Source organism: Cloacibacterium normanense (assembly GCF_002943105.1).
Lineage (GTDB): Bacteria > Bacteroidota > Bacteroidia > Flavobacteriales > Weeksellaceae > Cloacibacterium.
Window position 1 is genome coordinate 102,121 of the sequence record NZ_PTPZ01000004.1, and the last position, 26,407, is coordinate 128,527.

Genomic DNA, 26,407 nt, shown 5'->3' on the forward strand with positions numbered 1-26,407 from the left:
ATTTCAAGAATATGGAAAATCTTAAATCCTTGACTTCTGGCGAAGAACAAGTCATGAAAATCATTTGGAAACTTGGCCCTACTTATCTTAAAGACATTATGCTTGCTTTTCCCGAGCCAAAACCACACCAAAACACCGTTTCTACTTTTTTGAAAAATTTGGTTATCAAAAACTATCTAAAACCTGTTTCTGAAGGAAGAATTCATAAATATGAAATCTCTGTAACTCAGGAAAACTATAAAAAAACACTGTTAAAAAACTTCATTCTGAATTTTTACGATAATAACCCTAATGCTTTGTTAGTGGACTTAATGAATGAAGGAATGGTTCAGCTTTCCGTACCTGAAAAAGAAAAGGACAAAGACAAAAGGAAGAAAAAGAAGAAGAAAAAATAATTCTGTTGGATAATGGATGTTATAGGTGAAAAGTTTATGAAATAGAACACCCTTTTTCCAACTTCAAAGCATACATCATGATTACAAAATTTAAAGAAATCTGGGGAAAAACCGATGATATTATTTTAAGATATCCTATGGTTCTTACTACAGCGCTTATTGCAGCTATTTCTTCAGTAGTTGCAATAGAAATTGACCATCAAGACAATCAATTTTTAGTAACCAAATTAGCTTTTGCTGGATGTTTGGGAATTTCGCTGATGTTTGGTATCAAAATGCTCTCTCAAAGAATTGGCAAAAGTTTTCTTTTAGAAATTTTGGGAGCTGCATTTCTCGTTTGGTTTTATTTTTATTTGCCAAACTCCGAAAAGCAATTTACAGAAGTAAATGGCTTCGTGATTTTTGCGCTGGTCATTTTATCTCACTTATTCGTTTCATTTTCAGGATTTTTGAATAAAAAACCAGAACTTAATTTTTGGCAATTTAATAAAAATTTATTCATCAATATTTTCTTAACCGGCGTTTTCACAGGCGTTTTGGTTTTGGGAGTTGTTTTGGCGATTTTGGCGGTTGATAAATTATTTGACTTCAATTTTAACAACAATCTTTATCCTAAAACCATACTATTTTTAGCCATTTCAGGAAGCACTTTCATTTTTCTAATTTTTAACGACAAAGGAATTTTCCAACTCGAAAAAGATGGAAGTTACCCTCAAATTCTGAAATTTTTCACACAGTTTGTTCTTATTCCGCTATTATTAATTTATGTAACTATTTTATATTTTTACGCAGGTAAAATATTGATTAACTGGGAATTACCGCGAGGTTGGGTTTCTTATCTTATTTTAATTTATTCAGTGGTCGGAATTTTAGCCTTGCTTTTGGTTCATCCACTGAAAGAAGAATCTGCAAAATCTTGGGTAAAAGTTTTCTCCAAAATTTTCTATTACACGCTTATTCCATTATTGGTTTTACTTTTTGTAGCGATTTTTACCAGAATTTTAGAATATGGTTATACAGAACCGAGATATTTCGTTTTGTTATTGGCAATTTGGCTTACCACAGTAGTTTTTTATTTTATTTTTTACAAAAAAGCGACCATTAAATTTGTACCTATTTCACTGTTTATCTTCGGTGTATTTGCATTGATTTTTCCTTATGTTAATGCTTTTTCTACCGCTAAAAGAAGTCAAAAAACAGAATTACAACAGATTCTAACCAAAAACCAACTTTTAGAAAAAGGAAAAATTAATTTTGAAAAAGCGATTCAAGATTCAGTAGCTATTGAAATTGCCAATAAATTTCAATTTCTGAACGAAAGAAAACAACAAGCATTTCTACTGAATTTTATCCCAAAAACTCATCTTTCTAAATTCAAAAAAATATTAGAAAAAGAAAGATATATGGTGAACTCAGAAATAAGAATTTCTTTCAAAAACACCCTTAAATCTAAAGAAAATAAAGATTATCAATATAATTATCAAGGAGTGTTTTCTAGCAAAAGAAATTATGACATTCAGAACTACGAAAAACTTTTTGTTTTTAGCAATATTGATATTCAAAATGAAGAACAATTAAACGATTATAAGCTAAAGACAAAACCAATTAAAGATGGTTATATTTTCTCAGGATATATCATTAATTTAGAATCACCTACAAAAGTTACTCAATCTTATGATTTAACTCCATTTCTCAAAAAACAATTAGAAAAAGATAATGCAGACCAACTCAGTACTCCATTGGAAGAAATCTCTACAGAATTTGATTTGCACCAGTATCATTTCAAAGTATATTTTTCAGAAATCATCAACAATAAAGTCAACAAAAAAGATAATATTTCTGTGAGAGACATGGTCATTTTAGTCAAGAAAAAATAATTTCGAAATAGACCAATAAAAAAAGCGACTCATTCCTGAGTCGCTTCATTTTTTTCTTTGAAAAAAGATTGTTTACCAACGGCTTCCACCTCTATCGTTTCCACCTCTGTTATTTCCGTAACCACCTCTGTTTCCGTAACCACCACCTCTGTTGTTATCGAAACTTCTTCTTGGTTTTTCTTCTCTTGGTTTCGCTTCAGAAACGTTAAGTTCTTTTCCGTTAAATTCTTTACCGTTAAGAGCTTCAACTGCTTGTTGACCTTCTTCATCACTCATTTCTACGAATCCGAATCCTCTACTTCTACCTGTTTCTTTGTCTGTAATAATTTTGCACGAAGATACTTCGCCAAATTCTGAAAATAAATCTTGTAACTGATAATCTTTAGTTACGTAATTGATGTTTGAAACAAAAATGTTCATTGTTAAAAAAAATTAAATTAAAATTGTCCTAAATGATTGAATTATAAAAGATGACAAAAAACGAATGAACATTATTTTGAAAAACATTTATAAGAAATCTTTCGCAAGATACAACAATAAATGACATAAACAATTTTTATTTTGGCGTGCCCTATTTCCCAAAGCCTAAATCCCTGTAAAATAGGTCGTTCTACGCTCACTCGCTTCCCGAAAATAAATTTTCGGGAGAGCTCAGACAAATGGCTTCGCACTCACGCAATCTTACGTTATAAAACACCACTCAACCTCAAAAAAACTACTCTACCTTTACCTTTAACTTTAACTTTAACTTTACCTAATTCTAAGGCACTTTATGTCCCAAACTAGCTTCTAAAAGCGTAAACCAATCTTCTACAGTTAAATCTATTTCTAAAGATTTTTTCAGAGATTTTATACTTTCGGATTTAGATGTTCCTATAATGGGTAAAATTTTGGCAGGATGTTTTAGGAGAAACGCAAGTAAAATTTGCGCTTCGTCTGCATTATATTTTTTTGACAAATCGCCCAAAACCGACTTTATTCTCGCGGTTCTTTCAGAATCTTCTGCGAAATAACTTCCCATCACACTCCAAGCCATAGGTTGCAACTTTTTCATCATCATTTGGTCAATCGTTCCATCGTAAAAAGCTTTGGTTTCCGTCAAAGAAACTTCTACTTGATTAGTCACTAATTGCGGAAAATATTTAGAAATTAAATCAAACTGAGTCACCGAAAAATTGCTCACCCCGAAATCTCTTACTTTTCCAGAACTTCTTAAAATCCCAAATGCAGCAGCTATTTCTTCAGGATTCATGAGTGGAGAAGGTCTGTGTAACAATAACAAATCGATATAATCTGTTTTTAGATTTTTCAAACTCTCATCTACCTGATTTAGAATATATTCTTTAGAATAATTATAGTATTTCAGCGGAAAATTTTTCTTTTCAGAAGGCATACAAATTCCACATTTGGTAATCAACTGAATTTTTTCACGTTCAATTTTCATTCCCGAAAAAGCCTTCCCAAACAACTCTTCTGTGGTATAACCACCATAAATATCTGCATGGTCAAAAGTATACAAACCTTCTTCTAAAGACGTTTCTATTAATTTTTGCACACCTCTTTCAGAATGATTGGCTCCCCAAATTCCCCATCGCATTATCCCAATAATAATTTTTGAAAAATCCATAATTTTAATTTTTATCAAAGATAAGAAAACTACAAGTTCTAAAAGTTGTATTTTTGTGAATAAATGATGACTATTCACATTAAAAACATGGTTTGTAACCGCTGCATTACTGCAGTGGAAGACGTTTTCCGAAATTCTGAAATTGATGTGGTTTCGGTGAATTTGGGTTGGGTGGATATTTCTACAGAAATTTCAAAAAAACAGCTTGAAAAACTCAACGAAAATCTAAAAAAAATAGGTTTTGAAATTCTAGAAGATGCATCACAAAAACAAATCGAAACCATCAAAAAACTGATTTTGGAAAAAGTTCAAAATCTTGATATTAATGAAGATTTCTTGCTTTCTAAATACCTTTCCGAGCAACTCCACAAAGAATACAGCAGTATTTCTAAGGTTTTTTCGCAAACAGAAAACATCACTTTAGAACAATATTTTATCCTTCAAAAAATTGAAAAAGTAAAGGAACTTTTGATATATCGCGAACTTACCCTTTCTCAGATTGCCGATAAATTAGGTTATAAAACGGTTCAACATCTTTCTCAACAATTCAAAAAAATCACAGGATTTTCGCCATCACAATTTCAGGAACTCAAAGAAAAAAAGAGACTTCCTATTGATTTGATTTAAAATTTATTTCCTTAAATCCTAAAAATCTAAATTTCATAACATTCTGCCAAGATTTGATAATGGTTTTTATTTGATTAATTTTGAAATTTGTATCAAAATTAAGAAAGATGAATACCAAAAAATATAATGTTCTAGGAATGTCTTGCGAAGGCTGTCAGAAAAAAATTTCTTCTACTTTAAATGATTTAGAAGGAATAAAAGCAGATGTAAATCTCGCAGGAAATTTCGTTGAAATCACTTCTGAACAAGAAATTGACATCGAAAAGCTCAATTCTGAACTCAAAAATGCAGGAAACTACGTTTTAGAAGACCCAGAAAAACCAAAATCTACAGAATTTATTCCACCTCAAGATAGAGTTTCCCCGAGTTCGGTTTATTATTGCCCAATGGAATGTGAAGGCGATAAAGTCTATTTCATGCAAGGAAAACGTTGCCCTGTTTGTAATATGTACTGTGTTCCGATAGAGGAAAAGCAATCGGCATTCGGCAATCAGCCATCAGCTGAAAGCAGAAAGCCGAGTGCAGAAAGCGGCTACTATTGCCCTATGTTTTGTGAAGGAGATAAAACCTATCCCGAAAATGTAGGTTGCCCAGTTTGTGGAATGGATTTGGTAAAAATCACAGGAAATGACGATGAATCTGAAGATGAAACATACAAAAATCTGAAAAAAAAGTTCTGGATTTCTGTTGCTTTTACCCTTCCCGTTTTTATTTTATCGATGGGAGGAATGTTTTTTGAGTTTCCTTTTAGTTCAAGAGTTTCTGGGATTTTACAATTGATTTTCACGCTTCCAGTCGTATTTTTCACGGGCTGGTTTTTGTTCAAAAGAGCTTGGATTTCTTTTAAATCTTGGAATCTTAATATGTTTTCACTGATTGGTTTAGGAGCAAGCGCAGCTTTTGTGTACAGCATTTTTGCACTCACTTTTCCGAGTATAATTCCGCATGAATTTATGCAAAATCATCACGAAGTTCCGCTATATTTCGAAGCAGTTGCGGTTATTTTAACTTTGGTGATTTTTGGACAAATGCTCGAAGCAAAAGCCCATCAAAAAACAGGAAACGCCATCAAAGAACTCATGAATTTGTCTCCAAAAGAAGCACATCTCATTCAAAATAATTCAGAAAAAAATATTCCGATTTCAGAAGTGAAAATTGGAGATATTCTTAAAGTAAAGCCAGGAGAAAAAATTCCAGTTGACGGAGAAATCATTGAAGGAAACACCACTATAGACGAAAGCATGATTACTGGAGAACCTATTCCTGCAGAGAAAAAAATAGGCGACAAGGTCACTTCTGGAACCATCAATGGAAACCAAGTTTTCCTCATGAAAACAGAGAAAATTGGCAAAGACACGCTCCTTTCTCAAATTATAGAAATGGTAAATGCTGCAAGCCGAAGTAAAGCGCCAATCCAAAAACTAACGGACAAAGTTTCTAAAATTTTTGTTCCTGTTGTAATTGCTATTTCAGTTTTGACTTTCGTATTTTGGTACTTTTTCGGTGGAGAAAATCGAGCTATTTTCGCTTTGGTGAATGCTTTAGCGGTTTTAATTGTAGCTTGTCCTTGTGCTCTTGGTTTAGCGACACCAATGTCTGTAATGGTAGGAATTGGAAAAGGTGCGAGAAACGGAATTTTAATTAAAAATGCAGAAGCTTTGGAAGAAATGGAGAAAGTAAACGTAATAATTACCGATAAAACCGGAACTTTAACCGAAGGAAAGCCTTCTTTAACTCAAATTTTCTCAGAAAATATTCCGGAAAATGAAGCATTACAATTGGCTGCTTCTCTTAATAAAAATTCAGAACATCCACTTTCACAAGCGGTTTTAAATGCTGTCATTCTGAATACAGACTATAAGTCTGCGAACGTAGTTCAAAAGCGAAATGAAGAATCTGTTAATAAAGATTTTTCGCTAAATTCTTTCGCTCAAAATGACAATGTGAAAAACTTTGAAAATATTTCAGGTAGAGGAATTTTAGGAGAAATTGATGGTAAAAAATTGTTCCTTGGAAATATTCATTTTCTCAAAGAAAATAACTTTGAAATTTCTGAAAATTTACTTCAAAAAGCCCAAATTTTAGAAAACGAAGCCAATACCGTTTCATATTTAACGATTGATGGAAAAGCAGTTGCTGTTTTTGGCTTTAAAGATAAAATCAAAGAAAATGCAAAATCCGCCATCAAATCTTTACAAAATAAAGGCATTGAAGTTATCATGATGACAGGCGATAATGAAGCGACTGCAAAACACGTTGCAGAAAGTCTTGGCATCAAAAAATATTTTGCGAATTGTCTTCCTCAAGACAAAATAAACGAGGTTAAAAACCTCCAAAATCACGGAAAAATTGTAGCCATGACTGGCGATGGAATCAATGACGCTCCTGCTCTTGCACAAGCCAACGTAGGAATTGCAATGGGAACAGGAACCGACATCGCGATGAATTCTGCAGAAATTACTTTATTGAAAGGCGATATTTCTGGCGTGGCAAAATCTAAAATTTTGAGTGAAAAAATGATGAAAAATGTAAAAGAAAACTTGTTTTTTGCTTTTGCTTACAACACGCTCGGAATTCCGATTGCAGCAGGTTTACTCTACCCAATTTTCGGAGTTTTATTATCACCAATGTTTGCTGCTGCTGCAATGAGTTTTTCATCAGTTTCGGTAATTGCAAATTCTTTGAGATTGAACAATGTAAAATTGAAAATTTAAGTTGATTTTTTAGACGAAAAATGTATCTTTGAGATAAATAATATCTCGAATGAAAAGAAAACTTTTATCAATGCTTTCTATGGCTTCATTTTTCTTAATGAATGCTCAAAATACAGATTATAACAAAGATTTTAAATTCTTAGAATACGATATCGAAAAGCTTCAAAAAGGCTATCAAAATAAAGAATATAAAATTTCAGAAGTTGTAAAATCTTACTTAGAAAGAATAGAAAAAGTCGACAAAAACGGAGCAAAACTCAATTCTGTAATTACGGTAAATCCTGATGCGATGAAAATTGCAGACAGCTTAGATCAAGTTCCTTTACAATTAAGGAAAGGAGCACTTTTTGGCGTTCCCGTTTTGCTGAAAGATAATATTGACACCAAAGATAAAATGCCAAATACAGCAGGTTCTTTGGCAATGAAAGATTCTTTTCCGCTGCATGATGCATTTTTGGTTGAAAAATTAAGAAAATCTGGCGCTATTATCATCGGGAAAACCAATCTTTCGGAATGGGCAAATTTCCGTGGAATGATGTCTGTTTCTGGCTGGAGTGGAAATGGTGGTTTAACTAAAAACCCTTATGATCTAACGAGAAATACTTGTGGTTCTAGTGCAGGTTCTGGTGCTGCAATTTCTGCAAATTTGGGAATTTTCGCGATTGGAACCGAAACCAATGGCTCTATTATTTGTCCGAGTAGCGTAAATGGAATTGTGGGTTTAAAACCTACGGTTGGATTAGTGAGCAGATGCGGAATTATCCCGATTTCTGTTTCGCAAGATACAGCAGGACCAATGACGAGAACGGTGAAAGACGCAGCGATTGCTCTTGGCGTTTTGACAGGTGTTGACGAAAAAGATGCGCATACTTTAGCTTCCAAAAATATCGCAAAAACAGATTATACTTCTTTCTTAAAACTAGACGGTCTAAAAGGAAAACGAATTGGTTATTCTAAAAAATCAAGTGGAAATGTAAAAGTAGATGCACTTTTTCAAGAAAATTTGAAATTTTTGGAGAAAGAAGGTGCCATTTTAGTGGAAATTTCAGAAGAGCCTGTTTCAAATGAAATTCAGGGAAAATCTTTTGATTTAATGATTTTGGAATACAAAGATGGATTGAACAATTATTTCAAATCTTTAGGACCAAATGCTAAAATAAAATCTGTAGAAGAATTGATAGTTTTCAACAAAAACAATCCTGAAGAAATGAAATATTTCAAACAAGAATTTCTAGAAATGACGCAGGCTACAAAAGGAATGCAAGATGAAAATTACGCCAAATTATTAAAAGAAATTCAAGAAGGAAGTCGAAAAAATGGAATTGATGCCACGCTGAAAAAGTACAAATTAGACGCACTCATCGCTGCTTCTACCAGTCCAGCTTGGAAAACGGATATGGTAAATGGCGACAATTATATTTTTGAAGGTTCTGGAGCTGCTGCGATTGCTGGTTATCCTAGCATTACCGTTCCTATGGGAAATATTGATGGTTTGCCTGTTGGAATTTTGTTTTACGCAGAAGCTTGGAGCGAAGGAAAACTCATCAACATGGCGTATACTTTTGAACAAAAAAATCCACAGAGATTAGTTCCACAGTTTAAAAATTAGAAAAATGTCTGATATTCAAAAATATAATCCTGAGCAATTAATGAACAAACTCATCTCTCATGAGTTTCCTGAAGTTTTGGAAAAATATTCCGAAAATGATTTAGAAAATCATCTCGCCGTTTATATTAATGAATTGATAGACAAAGATTTCAATAAATTAGTCAACTTATTATACCGAATTGATATCAGCGAACAAAAACTGAAAATTGCCCTTCAAAATGAAGACAAAACCATCAGTTCTAGTAAAACCATTGCCAAATTAATTATCGAAAGACAACTTCAAAAACTAGAATTTAGAAAGAAATTCAGTAAGAAAAAAATTGAGTGATGAAAAAGAAACTCGTCGTTTTATCAGGAGCAGGAATTTCTGCGGAAAGTGGAATTTCTACGTTTAGAGATTCTAACGGACTTTGGGAAAATCACAGAATAGAAGATGTGGCTTCGCCAGAAGGTTTTGCTAGAAATCCTCAGTTGGTTTTAGATTTTTATAATTTGAGACGAAAACAACTGAAAGATGTAAAACCCAATCTCGCTCATGAAATTCTCGCAGATTTAGAACAACATTTTGACGTACATATTATTACTCAAAATGTAGATGATTTGCACGAAAGAGCGGGTTCTAAAAAAGTGATACATCTACACGGAGAATTAAAAAAAGTACGTTCTGTGAAAGATGAAACCCAAATTTTCGACTGGGAAAAAGATTGTAATTTAGGCGATTGTGATGAATTGGGAAACCAACTTCGTCCGCATATTGTTTGGTTTGGCGAAATGGTTCCTGAAATGGAAAATGCTACCGAAATCGCTTCAGAAGGGGATATTTTCATCGTGATAGGAACTTCTATGCAAGTGTATCCAGCTGCTGGATTGATACATTACGTCCCTAAGAATTGTGAAATTTTTGTGATTGATCCACATTTAGAAAACCAGTTCACCAAACACGAAAATTTCTTGAAAACATCTGCTACAGAAGGAATGAAAATTTTGAAGGAGAGATTGTTAAAACAAATTATTTAAATTTTGGCTAAAGCCAATTGATTTTTAAAATTTGAAAACGGGCTAAAGCCCGTTCCATTTGATTTTAAAATTTTATTTGAATTTCCATTATTAATTTGACTAAAATTTATTGTTATTTATACCACTTTTTCTTTAACCAAAGACTTGCTTTCACCAATAAAATAAGCACAGGAACTTCTATGAGTGGACCAATTACTCCTGCAAAAGCTTCTTTGGAATGAATTCCAAAAACAGCAATGGCAACAGCAATCGCAAGTTCAAAGTTATTTCCAGTGGCGGTGAAAGAAACTGAAGCGTTTTTATCATAATCTATTCCTAATTTACGATTGATAAAGAAACTGGTGAAAAACATCAAAACAAAATAAATCACCAATGGAACTGCTATTTTAAGCACATCAAAAGGCAATTCTACAATTTTATCGCCTTTTAAACTGAACATTACCACTATTGTAAATAACAATGCATATAAAGTAATGGGCGAAATTTTCGGAACGAAAACTCTATTGTACCACTCTTTTCCTTTTTGCTGAATCAAGAAATATCTTGTCAAAAAACCTGCAACAAAAGGAATTCCCAAATAAATGGCAACACTTATTGCTACATCTTTCATGGGAACTGAGATTTCAAAATTTCCAAGACCTAAATATTGCGGTAAAAAATTAATAAACAACCAAGCGTAAAAACTGTACGTAAACACTTGAAAAATGCTGTTCAACGCCACCAACATTGCAGCATATTCACGATTTCCAGAAGCCAAATCATTCCACACAATCACCATTGCGATACATCTTGCCAAACCAATCAAAATCAATCCAACCATGTAATTGGGTTCGTCTTTTAGGAAAATAATTGCTAAAACGAACATCAAAATCGGACCAATAATCCAATTGAGCAACAAAGAAACTCCCATCGTTTTACGGTCTTTAAAAGCCATAGGCAAAAGACTATAATCTACTTTAGCTAGCGGTGGAAACATCATCAGAATCAAACCAATCGCTAATGGAATATTAGTGGTTCCACTAGAAAATTGATTGATGGTTTCTGGAATTGATGGAATAAATTTCCCGAGCAAAACTCCAAAAATCATTGCTGAAAAAATCCATAATGTTAAATATCTGTCGAGAAATTTCAGTTTGGGTTTCATGTTAATTTTTATGAGTCTGTTTTATGATTTTCTTAAATTTTCAAAGACAAATTTCATTTCTGTAGCGATTTCTAAACTTCTGTTGAAATACGTTTCGTTCATTTCAGCAGTTCCATCAGATTTTTTAGGATCTTCGTATTTTATTGGAATTCTTGCTTCTGCACCGTAAACAATCGGGCAATTTTCATCAGCAGAATCACACGTTAGAATGGTCGCAAATGCTGACTTCGGATTAAAATCGTCGTCATATTTTTTAGAAAAACAAATCACCGCATGTTCATTTTCGGCAAATTTTACCGCATAAACAGGATTTTCAGTTTCTGATAATTTTAAAATTTCAAAACCTTGATTTGTAAGCGTTTCTGCTACTTTCGAAAACATGGCTGTTGCTTCTGTTCCACCAGAATAACAAAATACATTCTTCACTCCAAAATGGTGAGCCATTGTTTGTGCCCAAATCTGCGAAAGATGACTTCTCCTAGAATTGTGAGTACAAATAAAATTTAATCTAACTTCTTCATTTTTAGATAATTTAGAAGATATAAACTGAATTAAAGGTTGAAGTATTCTTTTTCGTTCCTCAGAAATTCTTTCTGTGGAAAGTTGAGCAATTATTTCTCTAATTTTTATGTTCATGTGTTTATTTTGATAGTTTTAAAATCGAAAAAGCGCCTCTTGTCACCAAGATAAAAATAAGAATACCAATGGCTAAATCTGGCATTTTGCTATGTGTAAAATAGACTAAAATCCCTGCAATTATCACACCTAGATTGATCATCACATCATTATTGGTAAAGATTACACTCGCCTGAATATGTGCTTCTTTGCTTTTACTTTTTTGCAAAAGATAAAGACAAGCTGCGTTTCCTAATAATGCTAAAAACGAAATAAGCATCATCATTTGAAATTCTGGAACTTCTGTTTTTACAAAAAATCTTCGCAAAACTTCTGTTAAACCTAAAATTGCCAAAATCAACTGAAAATATCCGCTGATTTTGGCAACATTTTTCTTTCTTTCAATGGCTTTTCCAACTGCAAATAAAGCCAATAAATACACAAAACTATCTGCCAACATATCTAGACTATCGGCAACTAATCCCATAGAATTAGACCAAAAACCATAGAAAATTTCTAACAAAAAAAAGAAAAAATTGATTCCTAAAACACTCCAAAGCAATTGTGTTTGATTTTTGTGTTCTTGGAGTTTTTCTTGCGTAAATTCTGTAGAAACATGCTGTGTATCAAAATTTAGTGTTTCTAATTGTTTGAAAATTTCTTCTTCATTTTCATGATGAAAAACCAATAATTCTCGATTGGGAATATCAAAATCCAAAGCTTCAATCGATGTGAAATTCTGAAGCTTCATTCTGATGATTTGCTCTTCTGAAGGGCAATCCATTTTATGGATTTTGAATTTGGACTTTTTCATCATATAAAATTACATTTTCTTTTGGAATTCGCAGAAAATAAAGTTTTGAGTAGTTTCAAAAGGTGTTTTATGTACTTCTTCAAAACTAGAGAGCAGCGAAAAATGAGTTCCGAAAATTTTCAAGAATTTTTCTTTGCTGTATTGCATAATTTCTAAACCGCTACATTTTAGAGGCCCTGATTCTGAAAAGGTTCCCACGAAATACAGTCCGTTTTCTCCTAAAATATCGCTCATCAAAGCAGCATATTTTTGAATATCTTCTTCTTTGGTCAAAAAATGAAAACTCGCTCTATCATGTATCACGTCAAACTTTTCTATTGAAGAAAAATCTAAAATATCAGACACTACAAAGTTGACTTTTTCTGCTTTTTCGCCTAGTCTTTTCTTGATTCTTTCTATTGCATTTTCTGAAATATCAAGTAAAGTAAGACTTTCATAATCTTGCTCTAATAGATTGTCAATCAAATAACTATCTCCACCACCAATTTCTAAAATCTTGGCAGTTTTTGGAATTTTATTTCTTCCAAAAAATTGCAGAGAAGTTTCAGGTTTTTCTTGATACCAGCTTACTTCTGTTTCTTTTTTGGTGGCGAAAACATTTTCCCAATGTTGCTTTTTGTCAAACTCCATGTTTTTATTTTTTAACAACATCCAGTATTTGGAGTACAACAACCCACTACTTTTTCTGCATAAACCGTGATGCTGTAAATTCTAGTGGTAGAATCTTTATACTGCTGAATTTCTTCTTCGTTCAGGTAATTTTTTAGAATATCATCTGGAACGATAATCGGTTTTTTCTTCTGTAAAGTAATGTTTTTGAAACCAGAATTTTCGATAATTTTCAAATAATCTTCCATTTGAATTGCCGAAGCAACACAACCAGCATACATTTCTGCAGCATTTTTAATTTTTTCTGGTAAATCTCCCACCAAAACAATATCCGAAATCGAAAAATGACCAGTTGGCTTCAGAATTCGTTGAACTTCTGCAAAAGCTTTTGGTTTGTTTGGAACTAAATTCATGACGCAATTGCTTACCACAACATCAGCAACATTACTCATCAAAGGAATATTCTCAATGTCTCCCAAGCGGAATTCTACATTATTGAAGCCTAATTTATCTGCATTATTTCTAGCTTTTTCTATCATTTCAGGAGTGAAATCTATTCCCACCACTTTTCCAGATTCGTCAGCTTCTGCACGAGCTACGAAACAGTCATTTCCTGCTCCACTTCCTAAATCTACTACATAATCGCCTTTTTTAATTTTTGCAAATTCTGTTGGCAAACCGCAACCTAATTTTAGATCTGCTTCAGGATTATAACCTTCCAAATGGTCATAATCATCCGTCATAATATTGTACACTTCTGTACTGCAACCACCGCTTCCACAATAAGATGAAGCGTTAGTATCTTGGTTTTGCAAAGCAATTTCTGCATATTTTTGCTTTACCATTTCTTTGATTTCTTCGTTAGAATTCATTTTTTTAAATTTTAAATTTTAAATTTTAAATGATAAATTTTAGATATTTTTTTTGAAGCTATTTCCTGCTTTCGCTACTCGCTTTTTTATTTTTAGATTCTTCGACTCCGCTCAGAATGAAAAAATAAAAAGAGCTCAAACATGTCGCTCAATCAGGGCTAGTTCCGTTTTCGTTTTTGAAAGAACTTTAGCAGCAAGATTTCTGCTTTTCTATTTTTCTGAAAATTTCGGAGATAAAATGCTCCATTTTTTTCAAAGTTTCAGGATTAATGCAGTAGCAAATTGCTTTTCCGTCTATTTCACCTTGTATAATTCCGGCGTTTTTCAGTTCTTTAAGATGTTGAGAAACTGTTGGTTGAGCCAATTTTATCTCGTCTACAATATCATTACAAATACATGAATCTACAGAAAGTAAATATTCTACAATCGCAATTCTAGCAGGATGAGAAAGCGCCTTCATTAATTTTGCCACTTCATTTTGTTCTTCTGTAAAATGTTCAGTTTTAGAAATTCCCATATTTTTATATTTTCATATTGCAATATTACGATGTATAATTTTCTAAACCAAAATTTTCTTCATAAATTTGAAAAAGAAATTCAAAATCATGTCTATTCAAGAAAATTACCATAAAATAAAAGCCCAAATTCGAGAAAACGTAGAATTAGTTGCTGTTTCTAAATTTCATCCTATTGAAAAAATAAAAGAAGTTTATGATTGCGGACAACGTGTTTTTGGTGAAAACAAAGTGCAAGAACTTTTAACCAAAGTAAACGAACTTCCTGCTGATATTCAATGGCATTTAATTGGTCATTTACAAACCAATAAAGTAAAATTCATTGCTCCTTTTATAGATACCATTCAAAGTGTAGATTCTGAAAAATTATTACTAGAAATCAACAAAGAAGCAGCAAGAAACAATAGAAAAATTAAAGTTTTACTTCAAGTAAAAATCGCCGATGAAGAAACCAAATATGGTCTTGAAATCGCTGAAGCGAAAGAAATTTTCAGCAATTATTTAGAACACAAATACCCAAATATTGAAATTCTTGGCTTGATGGGAATGGCAACATTTACAGACAACAAAAATCAAGTAAAATCAGAGTTTTTAGTTCTAAAATCTTTATTTGATGAACTTTCAACCTTCAGAAAATTAGAAACACTTTCTATGGGAATGAGTGACGATTTTGCACTTGCAATAGAATGTGGCTCTACTTCTGTAAGAATAGGTTCTGCCATTTTTGGAGTGAGAAATTATTAAAATTTGAGGATGTCTGAGAAAAAATATATTTACCTCTACTTTGCCATTTTATTTTTCGCAATTTTTATTCCATCTTTCATTTCTTATGGAGGAATAGTTGCAGATACGCTGAGTTATATAAAAATTGCAGATAGTATTCCTGATGTAAAATCTAATCTTTTTCCACTAGGCTATCCTTTAATTATTAGATTATTTCATTCATTAACGGATGATTATTATTTTTCTGCAAGAATAATAAGCATTTTGACTGTTTTACTTATTGGAGTATTTTCTTATTATAAGAAATTTTATTTCAAAGAAACCGTTATTTTATTATGTACCAAAATTTTTGTTTTTTGCATATACAATCTCATATCTGAAGGTTTATTTTTAGGAATTTTTTATTTTTTAATCTATTATTTTCATGAATTTTTTACCAAAAATAAAAAAGGCTGGTCTTTTATATTGCCAACAAGTTTATTATTTCTTGCGTTATTTTTAACCCGATATTCTGGGATTTTTATTTACGCAGCAATACTTATATTTTTCTTAATAAATTATAGAAAACCAACGTTTAAGAATTACAAAAAAGATTTTTTCTTTGTTATAATTTTAAGTGGTTTCTTCATTGCCTCTTACATGCTCTATAATTTTCTGAATTTCGGAGGAATTATGGGCGAAAATGAAAGATTTTCGGTGGATAAATCCAGTATTGGTCTTGATATCATTAGAAATTTTCTTGGAGTGATGAACTTAGCAAACCCAATTCTTGGAATAAAACCTGCTCATTTTACTCCCATCACTATTATTATAGAGTTTTTTCTTTTCTTTATTAATCTTATTTTTATTTATCTATTTTACTATCTCTTCAAAAAAATAAAGCTTGGAAGTCAGATTTTACAATTACATTTTTATTGATTTCTTCGGCAACTTATTTGGTTTTAGTAATCATGTCAAAATTTTTTCAAGGCATAGAAGAACTCAATACTAGAATGCTTTCCGAAAGCAGTTTCCCTTTATTTCTTAGTGCTATAATTCTATATTTTCAATCTGATTATAATAAAAAAATCATTTTTTATTTTGCTGTATTTTCACTTCTATTTAATGCAGCTTACTTGATAAAAATTCCACAAAATTTTCTTAAAAGAAAAGCAGAAGTTGAGAATCAAATCGTAAATTTAAAAGACAAAAAGTACTATTTTGACAATATTAAAAAAGTAGAAAAATCGCGTAAAGAATATAAAATCCCTATTATCAATAAAACTTTTTATTACGAACATGGTAATCAACAAAAACCATTTATTGATGGAAATATCATCATTTCAAGAAAACCAGAAATTAATTTATTGTTAAAAGACACAGTTAAAAATAAAAAAAGTGTTATTTTTAGCAGTGATATTAAATAATTTAAAACAGGTTCTCCATAAAAATAAATAAATTTGCCTTATGCAAAAAGTATTAATCGTAGAAGACGAAAAAGCAATTTCTGGTGTACTGCACAGTATTTTATCAGATGAATTAACCAATTACGAAGTTTTGGTTGCAGAAGATGGTTTAGAAGCCTACAAACTCATCGAAAAAGATGATTTTGCATTGGTGATTTCAGATATAAAAATGCCAAAACTTTCTGGTACAGAACTTTTGAAACAAGCACTTCAATTAAAACCAGACACTACTTTTGTCATGATTTCTGGCCATGCTGATATTGATACTGCTGTAAATTCTTTAAGAGATGGCGCTTACGATTTTATTTCAAAACCTATTGATATCAATAGATTGATTACCAGCGTAAGAAATGCTCTTGACCGTAAAAATTTGGTTCAAACGACTAAAGTTCTTCAAAAAGAGAATACTCAACTCAAGAAAAAAGTCAACAAAAAATACCAAATGATTGGTACTTCTGAAGCGCTTTCTAAAATTCAAAATATGATTGAAAAAGTAGCTGCTACAGATGCAAGAGTTCTCATTACGGGTCCAAATGGTGCTGGTAAAGAATTGGTAGCACATTCTATTCATGCACAAAGTGAAAGAAGCAGAGGACCAATGATTGAGGTAAACTGTGCGGCAATTCCATCAGAATTAATAGAATCTGAACTTTTCGGTCACGTGAAAGGTTCATTTACAGGCGCTATAAAAGACAAACAAGGTAAATTTGAATTAGCGAATGGAGGAACAATTTTCTTAGACGAAATTGGAGACATGAGTTTGGTAGCACAAGCTAAAGTTCTTCGTGCGCTTCAGGAAAGCAGAGTTTCACCAGTAGGAAGTGACAAAGAAATTAAAGTAGATGTAAGAGTGGTTGCTGCAACCAATAAAAATCTACAAAAAGAAATAGAAGACGGAAAATTCAGAGAAGACTTGTATCATAGACTTTCTGTGATAGAAATTTATGTACCTCCATTAGATGCTAGAAAGGAAGACATTCCGCTTTTGGTAGAACATTTTGCTCAAATCATTGCAGATGAACAAGGAAATGCAGTTAGAAAATTTGATGATAAAGCGATAAAAGCACTTCAAAATTTCTCTTGGACAGGAAACATTCGTGAACTGAGAAACGTAGTAGAGCGTTTAATCATTTTGGGCGGAAATCCTGTAACTGCAGAAGATGTAGCAGCTTTTGTAAGAAAATAGTATGTTAGATGCAATATTTTAGATTTTAGATCTTAGATACTAGAAAAATTTAATAAATTTATACACTAAACCACGTGATTTTGCGTGGTTTTTGTTATTTTTAAACTTTAAATTAAAAACTAATAATCTCTAAATTTCATGGCTAAAGTAATCACTTTTTTTACTTCAATAATATTAATTTACATTATATACAATTATCCTGTAAACAAAGGTTACCCATTATTGGGATTTCTCATTTGTCTTATTGTTTTATCTTTTTCTGCCTCCAAAATATATTCTGATTACAAAAAAATGGGAGATGAAACCTTTGAAAATGTTGAAAAAAATACTGACAAAATATTAAAAAACAATGGAATTTTCGAGTACAAAAATGATGGATTCTCCATCAAACAAGGAAATACTCTTGATTTCGTGAAATGGATTGATGTTGAAAGTATCAGTCATTTTGAATTAAAAATGCTCAAAAAAGTAAGTCAAAACGGCATCGAAATTGTGACCAATAAAAAAATATATAAAATTCATAATAATGACGAACAAACAATTGGTCTAGAAAAGTTTGAAAATGAAGTAAATAAAAATTTAAGTATAGAAAAACTCTACGATTCTGAAGTTTTATCTGATGGCTCTTCCAAAACACTACTCTATCAAAAAACTTTAAATTAAATATATTCAAAAACTGTTTTTGTTCCGTTTTTCTTATTTTTACATCTAAAATATATTTTTATGAACAAAATAGGCTTTTTCCTTATTTTATTAAGTCAAATCACCTTTGCACAAACTTTTACCAAAAAAGATACTTTAAAAGGTTCTGATACGGCGTTTAGAAATTTTTGGGACGTCAAAAAATATGAACTCACTGTAGAACCTAATATTGAGGATCAATCAGTCAGCGGGAAAAACACCATTTTCTTCGAAATTACCAAAGATGTAGAAAATCCTACGTTTCAATTAGACCTTCAAAAGCCTATGAATTCTAAAAATTTCATGGGAAATTTTAATTATACCCAAGTAAAAACCGAAGACGATTTCATTTTTATAGAAACTCAACAAAGTTTTAAAAAAGGAGAACGATTTTACATGATTTTAGAATATTTCGGGAATCCGAGAATCGCAAAACACGCACCTTGGGATGGTGGTTGGGTTTTCACCAAAGATGAACAAGGGAATCCATGGATTTCTGTAGCGCAAGAAGGTGACGGAACCAGCCTTTGGTTACCTTCAAAAGATATTTGGAATGATGAGCCAGATGAAGGCATAGAAATGAAAATTATTACGCCAAAAGATTTAACAGGAGTTGGAAACGGCAAATTAATCTCTCAAACCGTAGAAAAGGGCAAAAATATCTTCACTTGGGAAGTAAAAAATCCTATAAATCTATACAGCATTGTTCCTACCATTGGGAAATTTGAACATTTTTCTGAAATTTATAATGGCGAAAAAGGTAAACTTGATTGCGATTATTATGTACTTTCTTACAATTTAGATAAAGCCAAAAAACAATTTACGCAAGTAAAACCAATGCTTCAAGCTTTTGAATATTGGTTTGGACCTTATCCTTTCTACGAAGATGGTTATAAATTGGTAGAAACACCTTATTTAGGAATGGAACATCAGTCTAATGTAGCTTACGGAAATCATTATTTAAATGGTTATCTTGGTAGAGATTTATCTGGAACTGGAGTTGGATTAAATTGGGATTTCATCATTATTCATGAATCTGGTCACGAATGGTTTGCGAACAACATCACCGCAAAAGATCAAGCTGACATGTGGATTCATGAAGGTTTTACTTGTTACTCAGAAACGCTTTTTACTCAAAATTATTTGAACAAAGAAAAAGCAGAATTGTACATTAAAGGAATCAGACAAAATATTGAAAACGACAAGCCAATTATTGGAAAATACGGTGTAAGAAACGAAGGAAGTGGTGACATGTATTACAAAGGTGCAAACATGCTTCACACGATTAGAACTGTAATAAACGACGATGAAAAATTCAGACAAATTTTAAGAGGAATTGGTAAAGATTTTTATCATCAAACGGTAACTACTCAGCAAATTGAAAATTATATTTCTGAAAAATCTGGAATAAATTTCTCCACTGTTTTTGACCAATATTTAAGAACTACTCAAATTCCAATTTTAGAATTTTCTCAAAACGGAAAAACGTTAAAATACAGATGGACGAATACTGTAGAAGGTTTCAACTTGCCTATCAGAATAGAAAACACAACTCTAACTCCAACTAAAAATTGGCAAACCATTAAACTGAAAGACAAAAAAGACGTAAAGTTTAATGATAATTACTATGTAAATTTTGTGAAGATTTAAAATAATATTCAGAAATTTAAGTTATAATATTTAAAACTATAAACATGAAATATTCAATTCTTATTGCTTTGTCAATGATTTCTGTTTCTACATTTGCTCAAGAGTCACCATTAACATTCAATAGAAATACAGAATTTAATTCTGGGTACAACAATTTTAACAACAAAAAAGAAACACTTTTAGAGAAACAAATTTTTGATATCGGAAAAATCAAGAATTTGAATTTTCAAAAAATTATTTTAAAAGACTCCAAAGACAATTCAAGTCTTTCGGTTTTAGGTATTATGACTTTTTTTGAAACTTTTGATTCTATTTCTAAAAGAACCATCACTTTTGATAAACAAGAAATGAATCTTTTGATCAATAATCTTCAAAATTTAGAACAAAAAACAGCAAGTAAACCCAATACAGAAACCAAATATAAATATTTGACTAAAAATTATTTAGAAGTTGGGAGCTCATTTAATGATGAGTTAAATTCTTGGATTTATTACTTCAAACTACCTAATTCATCTTCTCAAAATCCAATATTACTAGATAAAACTGAATTTAAAGAACTTTTAAATATTTTGAAAAAAGTAGAAAAAGATTTCTAAAACCTTCGGCTCCTAACGGAGCCGAACTTATTTTCTTTTTTCAAATTTTCTACAAACCTTCAATTCCTACGGAATTATAAATTAGTACAATAAACTCGGAACGCGAAACCCGAAACTTGAAACTTGAAACAAAAATTCTATGATTTCAGCACAATTCTAAATGTAGTTCCCTTTCCTACTTCGGATTCTGCGATTTTGATGTCGCCATTATGATATTCATTGATGACACGTTTTGCCAAAGACAAACCAAGACCCCAACCTCTTTTTTTAGTAGAATAACCCGGTTTAAAAGCACTTCGAATTTGAGTATTGGTCATTCCAGAGCCAGAATCTTTTACGTCTATCAACACGTAATTATTTTTAGAATAAAGTGAAATTTCCAGTTTCCCCTCTCCTTTCATTGCATCTACCGCATTTTTCACAAGGTTTTCGATTACCCAACTCATCAAAATTCTATTGTGAGGAATCAAAATTTCTCTTGAAGGAACTTTGAGTTCAAAATTTACTTTTCTGGAAATTCTAGATTTCAGATAATCAAAGTTTTGCTGAACCGTTTCCTTTAAATTCAAATCATTCAGTTCTGGAACCGAACCAATTTTCGAAAAACGCTCAGAAATGGTTTTTAAACGATTGATATCTTTGTTGATTTCCAGTAAACCATCGTCATTTCTATTGGCATCAAGTTTCATCACTTCCACCCAACCAATCATAGAAGAAAGCGGAGTTCCGATTTGGTGAGCAGTTTCTTTAGCTAAACCAGCCCACAACATGGATTCATCTGATTTTTTGATGGTGCGCAAAAACCAAAAAGAAAACAAAAGATACAAACCGATGAACAAACCTAATGCATAAGGATAATAACGCAAATAATTGAGTAAATCTGAGTTATCATAAAACACAAATTGGTTATTAAAATTGGGCAACTGAATTTCAAATGGAGGATATTTATCATCCATTTCGGCGATTTTCTGTTTCAGTTTTTCGGGATTGTTTAAGATTTCTTCATCGATATTTTTACTTTCAATCAGATTTCTATTTTTATCGGTGATAATGATGGGAATGTCTTTATTTTCATCGATAACATTGAGTGACAAGTCATTCAATCGAGAGTCTACATTATTGTCTTGAAGATATTTTACAGCCGTAGCAAGCGATTTTATTCTGTCGGTTTCTTTTTTTCTAAGATGATTGATTAAGAAATTAGAAGAAACAGCCAGTCCTGCAACTATTATCGTTAATAGCACAAACACAAACCAGTTGTTTATCTTAGAAATAAAGTTGTTTCTCAAGAATTTATAATTTAAAATCTAATTTTTTAGAATTATTTCAAGTGATTCAAAACTTTATACAGCGCATCACTCAAATCATTGGCCTGATAATTATTCATAATAATTGCAAAAACATATTTTTGACCAGATTTAGAAGTATGATAACCTGCAAAAGCTCTGCAATCTTTTATGCTTCCGCTTTTCATTTTCATGCCGTTTCCTTGCACTGGGAAGCCTTCAAAATATTCAGCAAACCAAAGTTGTTTTTTTGCCCAAATTAGAGCTAAAACTTCAGCTCTGGTAGAAGCATAATTTTGCGGAGACAATCCACTTCCATCTACAAAATTAATCATTCTTTCATCTATTCCACGCTGTTTCCAGAAATTTTTAAGGTATTTCATTCCACTTTCAAAAGATGAATTTCCTGTTTTTTCTTTAGCCATTGTTTTCACAAAAGTTTCCCCGTAGAAATTGATGCTTTTTTTCAAAAACCAAAAGACCATTTTATCTAAAGTAGGCGATAAATATTCTAAAATCACTTTATTTTTAGGAAATGCTAAAGGATTTTGCCCTTCAATCAATCTTTCAGAATTGATGATCATTTTTCCGTTAAAAGCGATGTTTTGTTTCTTTAATTCTGCCACAATTTCTAGCGCCAATTGTTTTGGCGGATTAGGTGTCGCTCCAGAAATCGTCAAATTTTTTGCTGGAAGCGTTCCCGTTACATGCGCCACATCATTATAAGGAGTCGTAAAAATAATGCTTCTGTCTGAAGTTCCTTCCGTTCTTGCATCATTCACAAAATGTACACCTTCTAAATTGATATTGAAATTTTTAAAATCTTTACCAAAAGTATTGATGTCAAATTGGTTTTCTCGCCAATTTACGCCCCAAACTCCAGCTCCGTAATAATTCCCAATGTCATTATAAGGCCATCCTCCAGGAATTTTTTGAAAATCAAAGTACATGTCATCTATCACCAAATCTCCAGGAATTTCTTTGATATTTCTAGACTTGAGTGTTTCTATGATTTTTGAAATAAAATGTTCTGGTTTATAACCATCATATCGCCAACTTCCCAAAGTAGGATCTCCATTAGAAAAAATATACAGATTTTTATCGAATGCTATTTGAGTTTTGTATTGATAATTCTTTCCTAAAGTCTCTAAAGCAGCAGCAGCTGTAAAGATTTTCATGGTAGAAGCGGTAGACAATCCTTTGTTTCCTTGATATTCATAAACAAAGTTTCCGCTTTCATCTGCTACATAAAAAGAAAGATTCCCAGAATACATAGGAGAAGACGCCAAAAGTGACTGAACTGCTTTATCTAAATTCTGTGTAACCGACTGTGAATAAAATATTTGCAAGCAAAAAACCGTTATAAAGGCAAAAAATTTCTTCATAAAGAATAATTGTTTTTTCAAATATAAAGAAAATAAAATGGATTACTTCTTTCTAAATAATTAAAAAAACAAATAAATAGATGATTTATTAGCAATGTCAATTTATTAAACAATTATTTAATTAATAAAATAATTAATGATTTTTATCAATTTTATATTAAATTTTTATTTTTTAACATTTTATTATCATTTATTTAGTATATATTTGCATCATAATTAACCGACTAAAATTTTTAAAATTATGTCATACACAATTGTAGGGCTCTTCGGAAGCCAAGATCAAGCAAAAGCAGTTTCTGAAAGTTTAGAAAAAAAAGGTTTCAAAGACTCTGATTACATTGTTTACATTAACCAAAGTAAACCAGTAGAAAAATCATTTTGGAGCAAACTTTTCACTAATGACATAGACCAAGAAGCTACTGCTGTAGATTCTTTGATTACTAGTGTGGCGATTAATAATGATACTGAATTACAATTGGCAAAAGACGCTTTCAGAGAAAACAAAGTGGTCAATACTTATGAATTACCAGAAGTAGATTTTGCAGAAGCAGTAGATTTAGATTACATTAAAAAAGTAGTTGCCCTAAAAGCAAAAGCGCTTATTTACGCAATGCCAGAAATTAAAACTTCTAGCTCAGAGATGAGCACTGGAATAAATTCTGAAGTAAGTTCAAACACATAATTCTTCATATCAAATTAATTTTTTCATACGAAGCCCGAAATTTATTTTCGGGTTTTCTTTTTAGGAATTACAGTAAAGCTTTTATTTTAAAGCTTTTTTTTTGTATTTTCGTGATAATTAAAGAGGTTCAAAGATGGTTTATGATTTAGAAAAAGAAAATAAAGAAATTCAGTATCGCTATAAAGATTTAATCTCTAATACATACAGAACTCTTGATGAAGAACAGAATAAACTCATCAGGAAAGCATTTGATATTGCCTTAGACGCTCACAAAGACCAAAGAAGAAAAACGGGCGAACCTTACATCTACCACCCTATCGAAGTGGCAAAAATCGTTGCCAATGAAATAGGTTTAGGAGCCACTTCTATTGCTTGTGCATTGCTTCATGACGTCATTGAAGATTCTGAATATACTTATGAAGACATCAAGAAAATTTTTGGTCAAAAAATAGCAGATATTGTTAACGGATTGACTAAAATTTCGGTGATGAACCATCAAAACATCTCGGTTCAGTCTGAAAATTACAGAAAATTACTTCTTACGCTTTCTGAAGATTTCCGCGTGATTCTCATCAAAATCGCAGACAGACTGCACAATATGAGAACGCTTGAAAGCATGAGAGATGATAAACAAAAGAAAATCGCCTCAGAAACGGTTTACATTTACGCTCCTCTTGCTCATAGATTAGGACTTTATAACATAAAATCAGAACTTGAAGATTTATCTTTAAAATACAACAATCCAGATGTTTATTACGACATTGCTAATAAATTAGAACTTGCCAAAGATACTCGTGAGAAATATGTAGAAGAGTTCAAAAAAGAAGTTTCGGAGCAACTTAAAGAAGAGCATCTTAATTTTACCATCAAAGGCAGAGCTAAAGCCATCAATTCTATTTATAGAAAAATGCTGAAGCAAAACGTGCCTTTTGAAGAGGTTTTTGACAATTACGCGATTAGAATTATTTATAAATCAGACGCTAAAAACGAAAAATTCATCGCTTGGAAAATCTATTCCATCGTTACCGATTTATACCACAGTAATCCACAAAGAATGCGCGACTGGATTACCAATCCTCGTTCCACAGGTTACGAAAGTTTACACTTAACGGTTCTGGGTCCTGATAAAAAATGGATTGAAGTTCAAATTCGTTCTGAAAGAATGGACGAAATCGCCGAAAAAGGTGTTGCAGCGCATTATAAATACAAAGAAGGCTTCAAACAAAGCAGTGACGATAAGAATTTTGAACAATGGGTTTCTCAGATTAGAGAAGTCATCGAACAACAGCAAAACCTTTCTACCACTGAACTTTTGGATAATATTAAACTTAATCTTTATTCCAAAGAAGTTTTTGTTTTCACTCCAAAAGGAGAAATTAAAATTTTACCAGTTGGTTCTACCGCTTTAGATTTTGCGTTTTCAGTTCACACCGATTTGGGAATGAAATGTTTAGGCGCAAAAATCAATGGAAAACTGGTTCCTATTTCTTACGTTTTGCAAAACGGCGACCAAATAGACATTCTTTCTTCTCAAAATCAAAAACCAAAGCAAGATTGGCTAGATATCGTCATCACTTCTAAAGCAAAATCTAGAATTAAAGCCGCGCTTAACTCCGAAAAGAACGGTCAAGTTGCAGAAGGAAAAGAAATTTTCCAAAGAAAATTAAGACACGCAAAACTTACCTTTTCCGAGGAAGAAGTGAATAATATTCAGAAATTTTTCAATCATAAAACCTCTCAAGATTTATTTCTAAAATTCTACGATGGCACTTATGATACCACAGATTTAAAAAAATATGCAGATTCTAAAAGTGCGCTAAAAAACTTCTTCCAGAGATTTAGAAAATCACCAAACATAAACACGGCTTACGAGGAAAGTCCAACTACAGATTTAGACTTAATCGTTTTTGGTAAAGATGAAGAAAAACTGAATTACAGCTTTGCCAAATGTTGTACCGTAATTCCAGGTGATAAAATTTTTGGATTTATCACGATTTCAGACGGAATTAAAGTTCATAATGACAATTGTCCGAACGCAATTAACCTTAGAGCCAATTACGATTATAGAGTTATGCCTGCAAAATGGGTAAATGAACAGCGTTACAGCAGCAGAGTAAGAATAGAAATCGAAGGCATTGACAGAAAAGGATTGGTAAACGACATTACTGAAGTAATTAGTAATGCCATGAACATTGACATGAAAAGTATTTCTATCGAAAGTAATGACGGTATTTTCTTAGGAACCATCACACTAGAAGTTAAAAACAAAAGCCAACTAGAAGAAACATTAAAACAACTCAGAAATGTACTGAGTGTAACCCAAGTAAAAAGACTGTAA

General features: G+C 31.8%; 26 protein-coding genes. 16 read left to right on the plus strand and 10 right to left on the minus strand.

The features are described from left to right. The first annotated feature begins 11 nt into the window (after window positions 1–11). The gene (locus tag C3729_RS08200; RefSeq protein WP_104793720.1) at window positions 12–395 is read left to right on the plus strand and encodes a BlaI/MecI/CopY family transcriptional regulator; all 384 of its coding nucleotides are present in this window, start codon (window positions 12–14) and stop codon (window positions 393–395) included. 77 nt (window positions 396–472) lie between these two features. Beyond that, on the plus strand, window positions 473–2,272 hold the full coding sequence (locus C3729_RS08205) for a DUF4153 domain-containing protein (RefSeq protein WP_104793721.1): 1,800 nt from the start codon (window positions 473–475) through the stop codon (window positions 2,270–2,272). A 72-nt stretch (window positions 2,273–2,344) separates the two neighbouring features. Here C3729_RS08205 and C3729_RS08210 read toward each other — a convergent pair whose 3' ends face one another. Together C3729_RS08210 and C3729_RS08215 are read right to left on the minus strand one after the other, a co-directional pair. Next, on the minus strand, window positions 2,345–2,692 hold the full coding sequence (locus C3729_RS08210; protein WP_104793722.1) for an RNA recognition motif domain-containing protein: 348 nt from the start codon (window positions 2,690–2,692) through the stop codon (window positions 2,345–2,347). A gap of 340 nt (window positions 2,693–3,032) precedes the next feature. Then, window positions 3,033–3,899 (minus strand): aldo/keto reductase family oxidoreductase, encoded by an 867-nt coding sequence (locus C3729_RS08215; protein WP_104793723.1) that lies wholly within the window; start codon window positions 3,897–3,899, stop codon window positions 3,033–3,035. Between the two features lie 63 nt (window positions 3,900–3,962). On the opposite strand from C3729_RS08215, the gene C3729_RS08220 reads away from it, so the two are divergent. The 5 genes from C3729_RS08220 to C3729_RS08240 all read left to right on the plus strand — a co-directional run bounded on the left by C3729_RS08220 (window position 3,963) and on the right by C3729_RS08240 (window position 9,866). Continuing rightward, on the plus strand, window positions 3,963–4,526 hold the full coding sequence (locus C3729_RS08220) for an AraC family transcriptional regulator (RefSeq protein ID WP_260204503.1): 564 nt from the start codon (window positions 3,963–3,965) through the stop codon (window positions 4,524–4,526). Between the two features lie 107 nt (window positions 4,527–4,633). Then, window positions 4,634–7,240 (plus strand): heavy metal translocating P-type ATPase, encoded by a 2,607-nt coding sequence (locus tag C3729_RS08225; RefSeq protein ID WP_104793725.1) that lies wholly within the window; start codon window positions 4,634–4,636, stop codon window positions 7,238–7,240. A 49-nt stretch (window positions 7,241–7,289) separates the two neighbouring features. After that, window positions 7,290–8,849: an amidase gene (locus C3729_RS08230; RefSeq protein WP_104793726.1), complete on the plus strand. Its 1,560-nt coding sequence runs from the start codon at window positions 7,290–7,292 to the stop codon at window positions 8,847–8,849. Window positions 8,850–8,853: 4 nt separating this feature from the next. After that, window positions 8,854–9,177, plus strand: a complete 324-nt coding sequence (locus C3729_RS08235) for a hypothetical protein (RefSeq protein WP_104793727.1) — start codon at window positions 8,854–8,856, stop codon at window positions 9,175–9,177. After that, the gene (locus C3729_RS08240; protein ID WP_104793728.1) at window positions 9,177–9,866 is read left to right on the plus strand and encodes an SIR2 family NAD-dependent protein deacylase; all 690 of its coding nucleotides are present in this window, start codon (window positions 9,177–9,179) and stop codon (window positions 9,864–9,866) included. Before C3729_RS08235 ends, C3729_RS08240 begins: the two co-directional genes overlap by 1 nt. A gap of 112 nt (window positions 9,867–9,978) precedes the next feature. Here the strand turns inward: C3729_RS08240 and arsB are convergent, their stop codons facing one another. The 6 genes from arsB to C3729_RS08265 form a co-directional block, all read right to left on the minus strand. After that, window positions 9,979–11,010, minus strand: coding sequence for an ACR3 family arsenite efflux transporter (gene arsB, locus C3729_RS08245; protein ID WP_104793729.1), 1,032 nt, complete (start codon window positions 11,008–11,010; stop codon window positions 9,979–9,981). Window positions 11,011–11,031: 21 nt separating this feature from the next. Further along, window positions 11,032–11,646: a low molecular weight phosphatase family protein gene (locus C3729_RS08250; RefSeq protein WP_104793730.1), complete on the minus strand. Its 615-nt coding sequence runs from the start codon at window positions 11,644–11,646 to the stop codon at window positions 11,032–11,034. 4 nt (window positions 11,647–11,650) lie between these two features. Then, on the minus strand, window positions 11,651–12,439 hold the full coding sequence (locus tag C3729_RS13285) for a cation transporter (RefSeq protein ID WP_185117737.1): 789 nt from the start codon (window positions 12,437–12,439) through the stop codon (window positions 11,651–11,653). Window positions 12,440–12,448: 9 nt separating this feature from the next. Continuing rightward, window positions 12,449–13,069, minus strand: a complete 621-nt coding sequence (locus C3729_RS13290) for a class I SAM-dependent methyltransferase (protein ID WP_185117736.1) — start codon at window positions 13,067–13,069, stop codon at window positions 12,449–12,451. Between the two features lie 11 nt (window positions 13,070–13,080). Next, the gene (locus C3729_RS08260) at window positions 13,081–13,920 is read right to left on the minus strand and encodes an arsenite methyltransferase (RefSeq protein WP_104793731.1); all 840 of its coding nucleotides are present in this window, start codon (window positions 13,918–13,920) and stop codon (window positions 13,081–13,083) included. A 187-nt stretch (window positions 13,921–14,107) separates the two neighbouring features. After that, complete coding sequence (locus C3729_RS08265; RefSeq protein ID WP_104793732.1) at window positions 14,108–14,437, minus strand: ArsR/SmtB family transcription factor; 330 nt, start codon at window positions 14,435–14,437, stop codon at window positions 14,108–14,110. Window positions 14,438–14,525: 88 nt separating this feature from the next. On the opposite strand from C3729_RS08265, the gene C3729_RS08270 reads away from it, so the two are divergent. The 7 genes from C3729_RS08270 to C3729_RS08300 all read left to right on the plus strand — a co-directional run bounded on the left by C3729_RS08270 (window position 14,526) and on the right by C3729_RS08300 (window position 20,716). Then, window positions 14,526–15,179: a YggS family pyridoxal phosphate-dependent enzyme gene (locus C3729_RS08270; protein WP_104793733.1), complete on the plus strand. Its 654-nt coding sequence runs from the start codon at window positions 14,526–14,528 to the stop codon at window positions 15,177–15,179. Window positions 15,180–15,188: 9 nt separating this feature from the next. Continuing rightward, complete coding sequence (locus C3729_RS08275; protein WP_104793734.1) at window positions 15,189–16,076, plus strand: glycosyltransferase family 39 protein; 888 nt, start codon at window positions 15,189–15,191, stop codon at window positions 16,074–16,076. A 32-nt stretch (window positions 16,077–16,108) separates the two neighbouring features. Continuing rightward, window positions 16,109–16,564 (plus strand): hypothetical protein, encoded by a 456-nt coding sequence (locus C3729_RS08280; protein ID WP_133159963.1) that lies wholly within the window; start codon window positions 16,109–16,111, stop codon window positions 16,562–16,564. 40 nt (window positions 16,565–16,604) lie between these two features. Beyond that, the gene (locus C3729_RS08285) at window positions 16,605–17,789 is read left to right on the plus strand and encodes a sigma-54-dependent transcriptional regulator (RefSeq protein WP_069798348.1); all 1,185 of its coding nucleotides are present in this window, start codon (window positions 16,605–16,607) and stop codon (window positions 17,787–17,789) included. Between the two features lie 138 nt (window positions 17,790–17,927). Continuing rightward, the gene (locus C3729_RS08290) at window positions 17,928–18,452 is read left to right on the plus strand and encodes a hypothetical protein (protein ID WP_104793736.1); all 525 of its coding nucleotides are present in this window, start codon (window positions 17,928–17,930) and stop codon (window positions 18,450–18,452) included. Window positions 18,453–18,512: 60 nt separating this feature from the next. Beyond that, window positions 18,513–20,120, plus strand: coding sequence for a M1 family metallopeptidase (locus C3729_RS08295; RefSeq protein ID WP_104793737.1), 1,608 nt, complete (start codon window positions 18,513–18,515; stop codon window positions 20,118–20,120). A gap of 44 nt (window positions 20,121–20,164) precedes the next feature. After that, the gene (locus C3729_RS08300; protein ID WP_133159964.1) at window positions 20,165–20,716 is read left to right on the plus strand and encodes a hypothetical protein; all 552 of its coding nucleotides are present in this window, start codon (window positions 20,165–20,167) and stop codon (window positions 20,714–20,716) included. 137 nt (window positions 20,717–20,853) lie between these two features. On the opposite strand, the gene C3729_RS08305 is transcribed toward C3729_RS08300, so the two are convergent. Beyond that, entirely contained in the window at window positions 20,854–22,005 is a 1,152-nt protein-coding gene (locus C3729_RS08305; protein WP_104793739.1) for a sensor histidine kinase, read from the minus strand. Window positions 22,006–22,037: 32 nt separating this feature from the next. Next, entirely contained in the window at window positions 22,038–23,387 is a 1,350-nt protein-coding gene (dacB, locus tag C3729_RS08310) for a D-alanyl-D-alanine carboxypeptidase/D-alanyl-D-alanine-endopeptidase (protein ID WP_104793740.1), read from the minus strand. A gap of 241 nt (window positions 23,388–23,628) precedes the next feature. Here dacB and C3729_RS08315 point away from each other — a divergent pair, with 241 nt between their 5' ends. Both C3729_RS08315 and C3729_RS08320 read left to right on the plus strand, forming a co-directional pair. After that, the gene (locus C3729_RS08315) at window positions 23,629–24,069 is read left to right on the plus strand and encodes a hypothetical protein (RefSeq protein WP_104793741.1); all 441 of its coding nucleotides are present in this window, start codon (window positions 23,629–23,631) and stop codon (window positions 24,067–24,069) included. A gap of 133 nt (window positions 24,070–24,202) precedes the next feature. Next, window positions 24,203–26,407, plus strand: a complete 2,205-nt coding sequence (locus C3729_RS08320) for a RelA/SpoT family protein (RefSeq protein ID WP_104793742.1) — start codon at window positions 24,203–24,205, stop codon at window positions 26,405–26,407.

Coding starts and splice junctions, on each gene's coding strand:
- C3729_RS08270 (WP_104793733.1), top strand. CDS start 14,526: ATGTCTATTCAAGAAAATTACCATAAAATAAAAGCCCAAATTCGAGAA.
- C3729_RS08240 (WP_104793728.1), top strand. CDS start 9,177: ATGAAAAAGAAACTCGTCGTTTTATCAGGAGCAGGAATTTCTGCGGAA.
- C3729_RS08230 (WP_104793726.1), top strand. CDS start 7,290: ATGAAAAGAAAACTTTTATCAATGCTTTCTATGGCTTCATTTTTCTTA.
- C3729_RS08260 (WP_104793731.1), bottom strand. CDS start 13,920: ATGAATTCTAACGAAGAAATCAAAGAAATGGTAAAGCAAAAATATGCA.
- C3729_RS08235 (WP_104793727.1), top strand. CDS start 8,854: ATGTCTGATATTCAAAAATATAATCCTGAGCAATTAATGAACAAACTC.
- C3729_RS08315 (WP_104793741.1), top strand. CDS start 23,629: ATGTCATACACAATTGTAGGGCTCTTCGGAAGCCAAGATCAAGCAAAA.
- C3729_RS08300 (WP_133159964.1), top strand. CDS start 20,165: ATGAAATATTCAATTCTTATTGCTTTGTCAATGATTTCTGTTTCTACA.
- C3729_RS13290 (WP_185117736.1), bottom strand. CDS start 13,069: ATGGAGTTTGACAAAAAGCAACATTGGGAAAATGTTTTCGCCACCAAA.
- arsB (WP_104793729.1), bottom strand. CDS start 11,010: ATGAAACCCAAACTGAAATTTCTCGACAGATATTTAACATTATGGATT.
- C3729_RS08200 (WP_104793720.1), top strand. CDS start 12: ATGGAAAATCTTAAATCCTTGACTTCTGGCGAAGAACAAGTCATGAAA.
- C3729_RS08290 (WP_104793736.1), top strand. CDS start 17,928: ATGGCTAAAGTAATCACTTTTTTTACTTCAATAATATTAATTTACATT.
- C3729_RS13285 (WP_185117737.1), bottom strand. CDS start 12,439: ATGAAAAAGTCCAAATTCAAAATCCATAAAATGGATTGCCCTTCAGAA.
- C3729_RS08250 (WP_104793730.1), bottom strand. CDS start 11,646: ATGAACATAAAAATTAGAGAAATAATTGCTCAACTTTCCACAGAAAGA.
- C3729_RS08220 (WP_260204503.1), top strand. CDS start 3,963: ATGATGACTATTCACATTAAAAACATGGTTTGTAACCGCTGCATTACT.
- C3729_RS08320 (WP_104793742.1), top strand. CDS start 24,203: ATGGTTTATGATTTAGAAAAAGAAAATAAAGAAATTCAGTATCGCTAT.
- C3729_RS08265 (WP_104793732.1), bottom strand. CDS start 14,437: ATGGGAATTTCTAAAACTGAACATTTTACAGAAGAACAAAATGAAGTG.
- C3729_RS08210 (WP_104793722.1), bottom strand. CDS start 2,692: ATGAACATTTTTGTTTCAAACATCAATTACGTAACTAAAGATTATCAG.
- C3729_RS08215 (WP_104793723.1), bottom strand. CDS start 3,899: ATGGATTTTTCAAAAATTATTATTGGGATAATGCGATGGGGAATTTGG.
- C3729_RS08285 (WP_069798348.1), top strand. CDS start 16,605: ATGCAAAAAGTATTAATCGTAGAAGACGAAAAAGCAATTTCTGGTGTA.
- C3729_RS08225 (WP_104793725.1), top strand. CDS start 4,634: ATGAATACCAAAAAATATAATGTTCTAGGAATGTCTTGCGAAGGCTGT.
- C3729_RS08205 (WP_104793721.1), top strand. CDS start 473: ATGATTACAAAATTTAAAGAAATCTGGGGAAAAACCGATGATATTATT.
- C3729_RS08275 (WP_104793734.1), top strand. CDS start 15,189: ATGTCTGAGAAAAAATATATTTACCTCTACTTTGCCATTTTATTTTTC.
- dacB (WP_104793740.1), bottom strand. CDS start 23,387: ATGAAGAAATTTTTTGCCTTTATAACGGTTTTTTGCTTGCAAATATTT.
- C3729_RS08295 (WP_104793737.1), top strand. CDS start 18,513: ATGAACAAAATAGGCTTTTTCCTTATTTTATTAAGTCAAATCACCTTT.
- C3729_RS08280 (WP_133159963.1), top strand. CDS start 16,109: ATGTCAAAATTTTTTCAAGGCATAGAAGAACTCAATACTAGAATGCTT.